This is a genomic window from Phyllobacterium bourgognense (assembly GCF_003337575.1).
Taxonomy (GTDB): domain Bacteria; phylum Pseudomonadota; class Alphaproteobacteria; order Rhizobiales; family Rhizobiaceae; genus Phyllobacterium; species Phyllobacterium bourgognense.
In genome coordinates this window covers 197,811-210,653 of the sequence record NZ_QPJM01000005.1, presented here as the reverse complement: position 1 = coordinate 210,653, position 12,843 = coordinate 197,811, and the positions used below count along the sequence as shown (strand labels likewise).

Below are 12,843 nucleotides of genomic sequence, written 5' to 3'. Positions count from 1 at the left end.
CTTTTAGTGGAATGTACCGAATACGATGCGCATGGGCGTCTCCAGTGCAACGCGTTTGCCGGTATCCTCAAGCGCACCCGCATGAATATCGCGTTTGAAGATGGCAATCCCGCCGCCTTTCTGATTGGCAACCAGCATGAACTTGCCGGACGGGTCAATTGCGAAATTGCGCGGACCAATCCCTTGCGATGGTGTCCAGCCGATCAAGGCAATTTCACCCGAAGCTGCGATAGCATAGCTGACAATGCTGTTGTGACCTCGGTTGGATCCATAAAGGAACCGACCGTCGGGGCTTACGGCGATTTCCGCGCAGGTATTGGTTCCGGTAAAGCCCTCCGGCAGTGCCGGCAATGTCTGGATCACCATGAGCGCAGCGGTTGCCGGATTGTAATCCAAAACGGAAACGGTGCTATTCAACTCGTTGATGACATAGGCAATTTTGCCATTTGGGTGAAATACCATGTGGCGCGGGCCGGCCCCTTCTGGCATTTGCGTAAATGGTGTTACGGCAAGGGCCAGGCTTTCGCCCTTCTTCGGCAGTGCATAGGCCATGATCCGGTCGAGCCCGAGGTCGCAGACAAAGACCGTCCGATTGTCGGGGCTTGCAATCGCACAATGGCCGTGCTGGCGCTTGTCGGTCGGCAGGATTGCGTTTTGGCCTTCGTGGATCGCAGCGGCAAAGGCGGGCTCCAGCCCGCCGTCTGCACGTAGGGCAAACGCAGCGATCGCGTTACCCGGCCGCGCTCCCAGCTCGGCGACCGTGTAGTTCGACGCGAAGATCATTTCGCGGGTCTGGTCGAAACCGAGATGACAGGTAGTGTTACCCAACGTCGATTGCATATTGATATAGGACAGGGCACCGGTCGAGGGATCAATGTCGAAGGCTGCGGCGATATTCTCGTTCCACGCCGGAACTTCCACAGCGGCGTAGAGGCGCTTGCGCTTCTCGTCAATCGCTAGATACCCCGGATTGTCGATCGCCAGATACTCGCTTGCGAGCGTCATATCTCCCGTCTCACCATCGAATTGAAAGACACTGATGCCCTTTCCCTTACCGGGCAAGGCATTGCGATTCAGGTTACCGACGAAAGCAAAGGTTTTTGGCATTGTTGATCTCATGCGTTCGGGGCGGAGAGATGGAGAATCTCTCCGTCGCTGGGAATAAGCAGCTTATGCTTAGCGATGTCGTGAGCCTTCGCATAGGCCTGCAGATCATCGCGGGAAACAGTTGCGTGATCCAACGCTTCCATATGGGTTGCTATGATTCTCGTATCTTCGGGAGCAATACGGCAGACATCGACAGTCTGTTCGGCATCCATGACAATCAGCAGACCGTCCCATTTGGCCCCGCAGGAATGGGTGATGATAATGTCCGGAGCAAATGTAGCAATTGCTTCGCGCACGGGCGGATAGAGGATCGTATCGCCAGCCCAATAGATCGATGGTTCGCCCTCTGCCTCGATCGTGAGGCCAATGACGTTTCCCATCTTTTCGAGCACAGGACCAGAGCCGTGGTTGCCGTCGCGACGGGTCAAATGAATACCTTCATATGTCAATCCGTCCGTCAGAGGCGTAACGTCGATAAAGCCGAATGACCGGATTTTTTCTTCGTCGCCGGGTTGGCAAATGAGAGGCAAATGCTTGGGAACAAGCTCCTGCGCGACCTTGTCGAAATGATCCGCATGCAGATGCGAAACAATGACAAGTTCCACTCCGGCAAGGATTTCATCCGTCGATACCGGCAGCTCGACCATTGGATTGGGTGAGCGGCCCGTGAACGATGGACGGCTGTGCTTCGACCCGAAATCCGGATCGATCAGGATAGTCGTGCCGGCATAGTCAAGTTTCAGCGTTGCGTTGCGAAGGAGTTGCAATTTCATACCGCTGGTCTCTTTCTGGTGCTGTTCCACGACATTGCATTAAGCGTTCATGCAAATCGGGAGCAAGGGGTGTGCCCGACGTCGAAGGGCTGCCAAAACTAGATGCTTTGATCAGACTCCGAGAGACTTGAGCTTGCGGTGCAGTGCGGACCGTTCCATGCCAACGAACTCGGCCGTGCGTGAGATGTTTCCGCCAAAACGATTGATCTGGGCGATCAGATATTCCTTCTCAAACCGCTCGCGTGCCTCGCGCAATGGCAGCGCCATGATGTGCTGGTCCGATTCCGTAGGTGGTTTTGGCAGTGTATCACCAATCTCGGCGGGCAGCAGATCAGCGGTAATCACCGATTCAGGATCGTCGCCCCGGGCAAGAATGATCAGGCGCTCGATATTGTTGCGCAACTGACGAATGTTGCCCGGCCATGAATGCGACTGCAGCACTGCCATGGCATCGGGGCCAATCTTTCGCGGCTTGATACCCGCCTGATCGGCGATCTGCCCCATAAAGAACTCTACAAGCGCAGGAATATCATCACGCCGGTCAGCCAATGGCGGGACGATGACCGGAACGACCGCGAGCCGATGAAACAGATCTTCGCGGAAACGTCCCTCGGCAATCATTGCCTCGAGGTTCTGTGCGGTCGAGGAAATAATACGAACATCGACCTTGATCCGCTTGGTGCCCCCGACCCGCTCGAACTGCTGATCCACCAAAACGCGAAGGATCTTGTTTTGGGTCTCTCGCGGCATATCGGCTATCTCGTTCAGGTAGAGAATGCCGCCATGCGCTTCTTCCAGGGCGCCGACCTTGCGCTCACCACCATCGGATTCGGTGCCAAATAGTTCGACTTCCATTCGTTCTGGAGTGATAGTTGCCGCGTTCAGATTGACGAACGGCCCCTTGGAACGTGTTGACAGGGCATGAATGGCACGCGCGGTGAGTTCCTTGCCTGCACCGGAAGGCCCTGTGATCATGATGCGGCTGTTGGTTGGCGCAACCCGTTCAATGGTCTGGCGGAGGTGGTTCATGGAGAGCGAACTGCCAAGAAGTTCAAAGCTTTCGCTCGAGCGCTTGCGCAAGTCGGAAACCTCGCGGCGCAGTTTCGATGTTTCCAAGGCGCGCTCGGCAATCAGGATCAAACGGTCAGCCTTGAAAGGCTTCTCGATAAAATCATAAGCACCGCGGCGAATGGCCGAAACGGCCGTTTCGATATTGCCGTGGCCAGAAATCATAACAACCGGGATCTCCGGGTGCCGCAGCTTGATCTCGTCCAGGAGCGCCAGGCCATCCAGACGGCTGCCCTGCATCCAGATGTCGAGGAAAATCAACCGGGGTATGCGGTCGTCTATCGAAGCGAGCGCGCTATCCGCGTCGGACGCTACGCGGGCCTCATAGCCTTCGTCGCTGAGAATGCCAGCCACAAGCTCACGGATGTCGACCTCATCGTCGACCACAAGAATGTCAGATGCCATACTAATTCACCTGTTTTGCCGATTTATCGGTCGCTGCTTCGACCGGCGTAACGGTCTGTGTGGTTGGGAAAGTCATGCGGATCATGGCGCCACGGCCCCCGTAAAAATCTTCCGGCGCGTCATGCAATTCGAGGTGTCCAGCGTGGTCCTCGACAATCTTTTTGACGATAGCAAGACCAAGTCCGGTACCCTTTTCGCGTGTCGTCATGTACGGCTCCAGCAGCCGCTGGCGATGTTCGCGCGGCAGGCCTTTGCCGTTATCAAGAATCTCCACCACGATCGTCGCGTCGTCCTGTCTGGATCTGACGAGAATGTGTCCGTTGGCATGAGTCTCTTTCACAATGGATTCAACGGATTCAGCTGCATTCTTGATGACATTTCCGAAAGCCTGTCCCATTAAACGACTGTCGAACTGGCCGATGAGCGGGGTACTGCCAAAATCCCGTTCGAAACGGATATCGCTGCGGCTGACTTCCACGAGAAAAGACGCCTCCCGCAATGCTTCCCGCAGGTCCATTGCCTTGATTTCGGGTTTCGGCATGCGCGCGAAGGAGGAAAATTCGTCGACCATGCGGCCTATATCACCGACCTGCCGAATGATCGTTTCGGTACATTGGTCGAAAACCTCCCGATCTTCGGTAATCACCTTGCTATAGCGGCGGCGCAGACGTTCAGCAGAAAGTTGGATCGGCGTCAGGGGATTCTTGATCTCGTGAGCGATGCGCCTTGCAACGTCAGCCCATGCGGACGAACGCTGCGCCTCCACCAGATCGGTGATGTCATCCACGGTCACAACGTACGAATGATCAATCGATTCAGCATCTTCCACGGTAATCTGGACGTTAAACGTCCGCGCGCTGCCGCGACGCGACATGGTCACCTGCTCGCGATAGACGGAGCGGCCCGTTGCATGCGCGACTTCGAAAACCAGTCCGATCTCCGGAACGAGCGCAGTCAGGTTCTTGCCGATCGCGGTTGCCGGGTCGAGCGATAGCATCGTTTCAGCAGACCGGTTGACAATGCCTATGACACCATCACCATTCACACTGATAACGCCAGCGGTCACACCCGAAAGGACCGCTTCGGAGAACCGGCGCCGCTCATCGATCTGATCCTTGGCAGCAACGAGATCACTGCGCTGCGTCCCCAACTGCCGCACCATTGTGTTGAACGTCTGCGAAAGAGAACCGATATCCCCGTCATTGCGATGTACGGGAACCGAGACATCGAGATTACCGGTTGCCACATCATCAGCAGCACCAATCAACAGCCGAATGGGGCGCACGAGCCTGTCAGCAACAGCTATGCCAGTCCAGATAGCCGATAGGAGCAGCGTCAGGGTCAGGCCGAAATAGAGCAATGCAAAAAGGATCTGTGTGGTTACCCCGTCGCCGGCGCTTGCTTGCTCGTCGGCGGTTCGTTTCTCCATCAATCGGCTCGAACTGAGAATGTCCGCATCGACGGGCCTCACCGTATACAGAAACAGACCCGGTATTTCACGCATCATGATGACCGCACTGAGGAGATTGGTTTGTTCTGGCGGAATAAGCACGGGCTTGCCGTCCGATGCAGTCTCCAATACCGACCTTGCTACTGCAGGTATGGCGATGTCGGTCTTGATGTCGGCGCGTACAGCGGTTTCACCATTTGACCTGACAAGTGATGCAGCAAGAAGCCCCCGCCCCAGCGCCTGTTGCGTGAGCAAACGGGTAAATCCGCTGCGATCGAGATTATAAAGCGTGCGCTGGCTATCGAGGTCATTGACCATTTCCAGCGTCGTGCCCTGCAAGTTGCGTGCACTTTCCTGAATGTAGGAATTGGCGAGGCTGATCGACGAATTGACGATGGTCGTACTCCGCATCTCGAACCAGCGGTCGAGGCCGAGATCGAGTGTAATGGACGCGACAATAGCGACGATCATTGCCGGCACGGCGGCGACGAGCGAAAACAGTATGATTAGACGCACATGTAGGCGCGATGCTGCTTTTCCGCGTGTCCTTGCCCGCGCGATACGGTAGGCTTCCCGTCCGATGAGCATCATCAGCGCCGCAATCAGCGCCGCATTGATGCTTGTGAGCAGCAACGTAGTCTGGCTGTCTGGGTGGATTGGCGTCATTCCGGTCAGAATCAGAAAAGTGACGCCTGTCGTGAGAAGCGCGAGGACAACCGTCGCAATTCCCGCCCTTGAATAAAACTTCTGGATGCCGCCGCTCGTCGCGCCAGCCGTCGAATTTCCAGATAGGTTGACCGAATTCGATAAAAGCATCTCTGTCGTGATTCCCACACGTGGCACTCATGCAACACATTGTGGCGGAAATGCAACGTTTTGTCGCGAAACAATGCTGATTGTCAGCACTTACCCACAATTGCCGGATCCGAATTGCGGGCCTGATCTGTCGTCAATTTCTTGTTATACCTTGCTATCGCCATTCCAAAATCGACAAAACGGCTTACGACTATCGGAAACACCGTCAATTGGCGCGTTGGCATGAGCCGCCTGCATAATGGTCCGACGTTGCCACCTCGACTTTTCTAAAGATGGAGAACTGGAGATGGAATATGTGCGTTTCGGCAACACCGGCCTCGAGGTCTCGCGTATATGTCTCGGATGCATGAGCTACGGTGAGCCTGACCGGGGCAACCATGCCTGGACGCTTTCAGAAGAAAGAAGCCGGCCATTCATCAAGCAAGCGCTGGAACTTGGCATCAATTTTTTCGACACAGCGAACGTTTATTCGGACGGCTCCAGCGAAGAAATTGTTGGCCGTGCGCTCAACGATTTCAGTACGCGCGAAGAAGTTGTCATCGCCACAAAAGTGAACAGCCGAATGCGCCAGGGACCGAATGGCGCAGGCCTTTCCCGCAAAGCCATCTTCGCGGAAATCGATGCGAGCTTGCGGCGCCTCGGCACTGACTATGTCGACCTCTACCAGATCCATCGCTTTGACTACGAAACGCCTATCGAAGAAACATTGGAAGCTCTTCATGAGGTCGTGAAATCCGGCAAGGCGAGGTATATCGGGGCATCGTCCATGTATGCCTGGCAGTTCGCTCAAATGCTTGCGACGTCTAGTCAGAGAGGGTGGACACGCTTCGTTTCCATGCAAAACTATGTGAATCTGCTCTATCGCGAGGAAGAGCGGGAAATGTTACCGCTGTGCAAGGCCGAGGGCATTGCCGTCATTCCATGGAGCCCCCTTGCCCGCGGCCGGCTTACGCGTGACTGGGAGGAAACGAGCGCTCGTTCTGAAACCGATGAATTCGGCAAAACGCTTTATGCCGGTACTGAAGATGCTGACAAGAAGGTTGTAAGTGCAGTTTCAAAAATTGCGGAGCAACGGAAACTGCCGCGCGCACAAATAGCACTTGCCTGGGTTCTGACCAAGGTTACTTCTCCTATAGTTGGCGCTACAAAAGCATCACATCTAGATGATGCTGTTGCATCTCTTCAAATAGAATTATCTGACGATGAAATTGCTGCGCTAGAAGGGCCCTATATTCCGCATCGCGTCATGGGTTTTGTTTGATAGGAAATAGTTTTGCATCCTTTGCGATAATTCCAGCCGCGAGCGCGTTTATAAAACATGCGGCTGAAATAATTTCCTCAGATGAACATCCTATAAAAAAATAATAACAGTTAAAATTACACTGTTCGTAAAGAGCTTTCCTTATCGTCCTGTCGATATATGGAGTAAAGACACACTCGGCGGACGGCAATGACGACCTACGATTTATGGATGACGAAATTCGGTGACTCGCCACCTCTAAAACAGGTCGCGATCATGGTCGGCATGGCGATTGCCGCCTCGGATTTGCTCACGGTTCTTTTCTTCCTGGTTGTCAGACTGGATCGTCTCGATGTGGCGCTCATCGTCACGACAATCATTGTCATTGTCGTGAGTGTTCCGCTCGGTGCTTTTCTCGTCGGGCTCAACTATCGTCTGAAGCAAACCGCCTCAAGACTTGATCTTGCCTTACGCAAAGATGATCTCACCGGCCTCTCGAACCGTAACGAATTCTACATGCAGTCGCAGAAACAGATCGCCTTATGCGATCCGGACAAAAGTGCCGGTGCAGTCCTTTATATCGACGCCGATCATTTCAAGTCGATCAACGACCGGTACGGCCACGCGGTTGGAGACGGAGTACTCCAGGAAATTGGAATCCTCATCCGGTCCACCATTAGCGAGTGGGATTTTGCCGCGCGGTTCGGCGGCGAGGAGTTCGCCATTTTCCTGACGGGTGCGGACCTCGGAAAGGCCGATTGGATATCGCACCGGATTCTCACAGGTGTTCGGGATATTTCCAAATACCTTCGGATAGGCGATCTCGACGTGACGGTAAGCGTCGGGATATCGATTCACCGACCTGGACAAGGCCTGGAGGAAGCGTTGGTGGCCGCTGACAAGTGCCTCTATGCGGCGAAGAACCAGGGGCGAAACCGCATAGTTCATGCCGATGATAGTCCCGCCACAATTTTCGAACCCAAGCTTCGCAAGATTTAGCGACCGGGTGGCCTTGAAAAAGAGAGGCCGCGACGTATTTGCGCTTGGCACGCTACAATGCCACCAAAGCTATTCTCATCTCATCTCCATCCGCAAGTCCGGCGATGCTTCAAGGAGTACACATATGTCATTATCCATGCACAAGATTTCCGTTCCGGCGTTTGTCCGTGGTTTCTCCGTTCTTTCGTCCTTGATCGACAAGGCTGAGGCATTCGCAGAGGAGAAGAAAATTGCTCCGGCAGTTCTCGTCAACGCACGTCTGGCGCCGGACATGCTGCCGTTCTCCGGCCAAATCCAGCGGGCTAGTGATACATCGAAGGGCGTAATCGCCCGCCTGACGTCAGTCGACGTTCCGAAATTTCCCGATGAGGAAGCGGATTTTGCCGAACTGCGCGAGCGCATCGCCAAGACAGTTGCATTTTTAGAGAGCGTCGATCCGTCAGCGCTTGATGGCACTGCGGATAAGGAAGTCACGCTGAAATTCGGCAAGATGGGAGTGACGTTGAGCGGCAAAGACTACATTCAGAAATTCGTCCTGCCGAACTTCTATTTTCATGTCACGACAGCTCAAAACATCCTGCGCCACAATGGCGTGCCTGTCGGGAAACTCGACTACCTTGGCTCATTGGGTTGACGGTCAAGCCTGAATGATTGTGGCCGGCATTTGCCGGCCACAATGATTTATATCTGTGCAGGTCAAGCGACCAGATGTTCGATCTGGTCAGGGGAAAGCTCACGCTTTCTGCCGATTTCGTCCCAGCGCTTCAGCATGGTGCGATATTTTTCAAGCTGCAGTTCCGGCCGATTGTCAGGGCTGTTGGAGATTTCCAGCGGAAACTTCAGGATGTTGCTGAGGAAGTCCGCATAAGCGAAACGCTCGTCAGGCTGGCTGGAGCCAAAGCCAACAAACGCCGTTTTACCCGGCACGTTGCTGGCCGCTCCTCCACTCGAAGTTTTGATTGCCCGAAACAACGCAAGGATATCGTCCATTTCCTGCGCTTCTTCCTTGCTCAGCGTCGTCGTTGAAATTCCGAGATCCTCATAAAGACTCTCGAAACCCTTCTCCACGACTTCCTGATGCCGCGAGTAGAGGCTTGATTTCTGAGGATCAAGCTTCTTCAAGATTTCGTATTGATTGAACAACATCAATCGCTCTGCAAAACTGAACACCATGCACCTCCGTGTGATCGAATGGCAATTCGGCACGTTACCGGTTGCGTTAATTCACGAGATTTCTGGTGATTACTCTACGCATACTTACCTTAAAAAGGCTCTGTCGCAGTAGTTACAATTTTATCTTCTGCTGATATTGTTCGAACTGGTGAATCATTTGATAATACCTAATGATTTCTTAAAAGGCAAATACCCACCTAGTCAGCGTTCACTTTTGGCGCTCTTGTAGATGTTGACACCCAGTTCGCGGATTTTCTTGCGCAATGTATTGCGATTGAGTCCCAGCAATTCGGCAGCCTTGATCTGGTTACCATGCGTCGCCGTCAGGCAAGAAAGGATAAGTGGATATTCCATCTCCTCCAGTACGCGCTGATAAAGACCGACGGGTGGCAGGTCGTCTCCATAGGAAAGGAAGTAGCGCTGCATGTTCAGTTCGACCGCCTGGCCGATAGTGAGATCCTGGTCCGCCATCGAATTCGACGATGGCTCGGTTGGCCGCAGGTCGGCCTTGAGTTCCGCTTCGATGACGTCCGCATTGATCTCTTCCTGGGGGTAGAGAGCCGCAAGACGGCGGACGAGGTTTTCCAATTCGCGCACGTTGCCTGCCCAGGGGTAACGCCGCATAAGATCGAGGCCATCGGCCATGATACGTTTTTCAGGCAGACCGTCTTTCGCCGCCATCTTGAAGAAGTGTCGCACGAGATCCGGAATATCTTCACCGCGTTCGCGCAAAGGCGGCAGGCGCAGTGGCACCACATTGAGACGATAGTACAAATCTTCGCGGAAAAGGCCCTGGTTGATGAGGGTGCGCAAATCCTTGTTGGTGGCAGCAACAATGCGCACGTCGGTTTTGATCGGCGTGCGCCCGCCGACGGTCATATATTCGCCCTGCTGTAACACGCGCAAAAGCCGCGTTTGCGCTTCCATCGGCATATCGCCGATTTCGTCGAGGAACAAGGTACCACCGTCCGCCTGTTCGAAGCGTCCGCTCGACCGGTTCTGCGCGCCAGTGAAAGCCCCGCGCTCATGACCGAACAATTCGGACTCGATGAGATCCCGCGGAATCGCGGCCATATTGATGGCGACAAACGGACCTTTGCGCCGGCGGCCATATTCATGCAGAGCTTTCGCCACCAGCTCCTTGCCAGTACCCGACTCACCGGAGATCATCACCGTCAGATCGGTCTGCATCATGCGCGCCAATACCCGATAGATATCCTGCATCGCTGGCGAGCGGCCGACCAGTGGCATTGTATCGGGTTGTTCGTCCGCAACCCATTTTTCCGGCTTTTTCTTCGGTTCTGAAAGTGCCCGTCCGACGATGCTGACCAGCTCCGTCAGATCGAACGGTTTCGGTAAATACTCGTAGGCCCCCGCCTCAGAGGCACGAATGGCGGTCATGAAGGTGTTCTGCGCACTCATAACGATGACGGGCAGATCGGGCCGCGATTTTTTGATACGCGGCAGAAGATCGAACGCGTTTTCATCCGGCATCACTACGTCGGTGATCACGAGATCGCCATCGCCCGCCGATATCCAGCGCCACAAGGTAGCTGCATTGGACGTTATACGGACGTCGTAGCCAGCACGGGAAAGCGCCTGATTGAGGACCGTTCTGATCGCTGCGTCGTCATCTGCGACGAGAATACTGCCCAAACTCATAATCAGGACCCTGCTTTCTTCGTATATGGACTGTTGTCTGCACGATCGTCATCAAGCGGACCGCTCTGCCACGCAGGCATGAGAATTCTGAAGGTCGTCTTGCGCGGCACTGAATCGCATTCGATGACGCCGCCATGATCACCGACGATCTTGGCGACCAGAGCGAGGCCAAGCCCGGAACCATTAGGCTTAGTGGTTATGAACGGATCGAACAGATGCGGCATGATATCAGGCGTCACACCCGCACCCGTGTCCGAAACGCAAAATTCGAGCGGCAGCGACACCCGGGTACGCATACCCGGCACCGACAGGCGGATACCTGGACGGAACGCGGTTGAGAGCGTGATTTCTCCTGGCTCGTTGGCGCCGATGGATTCGGCTGCATTTTTTACGAGATTGAGGAAAACCTGAACAAGCTGATCGCGATTTGCGAACACATAAGGCAGCGACGGGTCATAGTCTTCGTGAAACTTGATATGGCTGGCAAATCCATTCTTGGCGATGGCTTTGACGTGATCGAGCACCACGTGAATATTCACCGCTTCCCGTTCTATCGGCCGTTCGTCGGAAAAAACTTCCATACGATCGACGAGTGACACGATCCGGTCGGTCTCATCGGTGATCAATCGGGTCAGCGCCCGGTCATCGTCGGAAAGACCGGTCTCAAGCAATTGCGCGGCTCCCCTGATCCCAGAAAGCGGGTTCTTGATCTCGTGCGCCAGCATGGACGCGAGGCCGGTAACCGAGCGCGCCGCGCCGCGATGCGTCATCTGCCGATCAAGTTTTTCTGCCATCGAGCGCTCCTTGAAAAGGATGACGATCGAACCCGGCGATTCACTGACGGGAGTGACATAAAGATCGACAATCCGGTCCTGGCCGAGCCGTGGTGACGAGACGTCGACACGATATTCGTTGACCGGTGACGGGTTTTCGCGCACTTGCTTGACCAGCGCCAGCAGTGGGCTGCCGAACGGTAGCAACATATCGAGCGTGTTACGGCTCAAAATGTTGGCGCTTGAGCGGAAGAATGCTTCAGCATCGGCGTTGGCATAGGAAATGTAGCCTGCATCGTCGAGCATGATAACCGGGTGCCGGATCGAATTCAGGACGACGCCCGCCAACCGGTCTCCCAGCATAGATTTATCCGATGCTGTCATCAGGCCACCTTCCTCATTTCTTCTGTATTTGTGAGCGCAGCGTGGAGGCGTCGTGCAACGTGTTGGGGATTGGTTTCGGTCATGATCGACGCGCGGACAGCGGGCTCTACATCGAATCCGTGTTTCTCGAGATACCAGCCAAGGTGTTTGCGTGCATGCCGAATACCCGTGGCTTCGCCGTAATGCGAGAGCATCGCTTCGTAATGCGCGACTGCATAATCGGCGATCATGTGGCTGGCATCTGGTTCGTTTCCGTGAACGATCGTTCCTGGTAGCCAAGGTTGACCGTAGGATCCGCGCCCTACCATGACCGCATCTGCACCCGAGGCTGCAAGAATAGCCATCGCATCGTCACGGTTAAGAACATCGCCATTAGCCACGAGAGGGATCGAAATGGCGTCCTTGACAGCGCGAATAGCGTGCCAATCAGCTTTGCCTTCGTAGAACTGGCAGCGCGTGCGGCCATGCACGGTGATCATCTTGATACCGGCCTGCTCTGCACGCGCAGCTAGCTCCGGCGCATTGATACTGGTGTCATCCCAGCCAAGCCGCATTTTCAAGGTAACTGGCACGCGCACAGCACCGATAGTTGCGTCTATCAGTGTCAATGCATGATCGAGATCGCGCATGAGTGCCGAACCCGACAAGCCGCCGGTTACCTTTTTGGCCGGGCAGCCCATGTTGATATCGACGATATGGGCACCCTCGCCTTCGGCGATCCGCGCTGCTTCAGCCATCCATCGCGTTTCACGGCCTGCGATCTGCACAACGTGCGTGCCCAATCCATCGCCCCTGAGGCGCAACAGGTTGCCGCGTTCGCGCGTGCAAAGCTCTGCACTGGCAACCATTTCCGATACGACCATGCCGGCTCCCGCCTGCCACGCCAACTGGCGGAACGGCAGGTCAGAGACGCCGGACATCGGCGCCAGAAACACGCGGTTTCGCACAAGTACTCCGCCAACATCCAGTGGTTGATCCAATTCGATCACGCGA

Annotated in this window: 11 protein-coding genes; 3 read left to right on the top strand and 8 right to left on the bottom strand. The window is 54.9% G+C overall.

Annotated elements, in window-relative coordinates; all coding sequences use genetic code 11:
* Positions 1–3: 3 nt before the first annotated feature.
* From C7476_RS11645 to C7476_RS11630, 4 genes are all read right to left on the bottom strand, one after another.
* A complete protein-coding gene (locus C7476_RS11645; RefSeq protein WP_181872408.1) occupies positions 4–1,107 on the bottom strand; it encodes a lactonase family protein in 1,104 nt (367 codons plus the stop codon).
* An 8-nt stretch (positions 1,108–1,115) separates the two neighbouring features.
* Positions 1,116–1,880: an MBL fold metallo-hydrolase gene (locus tag C7476_RS11640; protein WP_114430089.1), complete on the bottom strand. Its 765-nt coding sequence runs from the start codon at positions 1,878–1,880 to the stop codon at positions 1,116–1,118.
* Positions 1,881–1,991: 111 nt separating this feature from the next.
* Positions 1,992–3,353 (bottom strand): nitrogen assimilation response regulator NtrX, encoded by a 1,362-nt coding sequence (gene ntrX / locus C7476_RS11635; protein ID WP_112529193.1) that lies wholly within the window; start codon positions 3,351–3,353, stop codon positions 1,992–1,994.
* 1 nt (position 3,354) lies between these two features.
* Entirely contained in the window at positions 3,355–5,619 is a 2,265-nt protein-coding gene (locus C7476_RS11630; protein WP_114430088.1) for a sensor histidine kinase NtrY-like, read from the bottom strand.
* Positions 5,620–5,905: 286 nt separating this feature from the next.
* Between C7476_RS11630 and C7476_RS11625 the strand changes: the two genes are divergently transcribed.
* The 3 genes from C7476_RS11625 to C7476_RS11615 all read left to right on the top strand — a co-directional run bounded on the left by C7476_RS11625 (position 5,906) and on the right by C7476_RS11615 (position 8,492).
* A complete protein-coding gene (locus tag C7476_RS11625) occupies positions 5,906–6,880 on the top strand; it encodes an aldo/keto reductase (protein ID WP_114430087.1) in 975 nt (324 codons plus the stop codon).
* Positions 6,881–7,069: 189 nt separating this feature from the next.
* A complete protein-coding gene (locus C7476_RS11620; protein WP_114430086.1) occupies positions 7,070–7,858 on the top strand; it encodes a GGDEF domain-containing protein in 789 nt (262 codons plus the stop codon).
* Positions 7,859–7,982: 124 nt separating this feature from the next.
* On the top strand, positions 7,983–8,492 hold the full coding sequence (locus C7476_RS11615; RefSeq protein WP_114430085.1) for a DUF1993 domain-containing protein: 510 nt from the start codon (positions 7,983–7,985) through the stop codon (positions 8,490–8,492).
* A 62-nt stretch (positions 8,493–8,554) separates the two neighbouring features.
* Here C7476_RS11615 and C7476_RS11610 read toward each other — a convergent pair whose 3' ends face one another.
* From C7476_RS11610 to dusB, 4 genes are all read right to left on the bottom strand, one after another.
* Positions 8,555–9,031 (bottom strand): YfbU family protein, encoded by a 477-nt coding sequence (locus C7476_RS11610; RefSeq protein WP_114430084.1) that lies wholly within the window; start codon positions 9,029–9,031, stop codon positions 8,555–8,557.
* A gap of 201 nt (positions 9,032–9,232) precedes the next feature.
* The gene (gene ntrC, locus C7476_RS11605; RefSeq protein WP_114430083.1) at positions 9,233–10,693 is read right to left on the bottom strand and encodes a nitrogen regulation protein NR(I); all 1,461 of its coding nucleotides are present in this window, start codon (positions 10,691–10,693) and stop codon (positions 9,233–9,235) included.
* Positions 10,694–10,695: 2 nt separating this feature from the next.
* On the bottom strand, positions 10,696–11,850 hold the full coding sequence (locus C7476_RS11600; protein WP_114430082.1) for a two-component system sensor histidine kinase NtrB: 1,155 nt from the start codon (positions 11,848–11,850) through the stop codon (positions 10,696–10,698).
* Complete coding sequence (gene dusB, locus C7476_RS11595; RefSeq protein ID WP_181872407.1) at positions 11,850–12,839, bottom strand: tRNA dihydrouridine synthase DusB; 990 nt, start codon at positions 12,837–12,839, stop codon at positions 11,850–11,852. Before dusB ends, C7476_RS11600 begins: the two co-directional genes overlap by 1 nt.
* Positions 12,840–12,843: the final 4 nt, after the last annotated feature.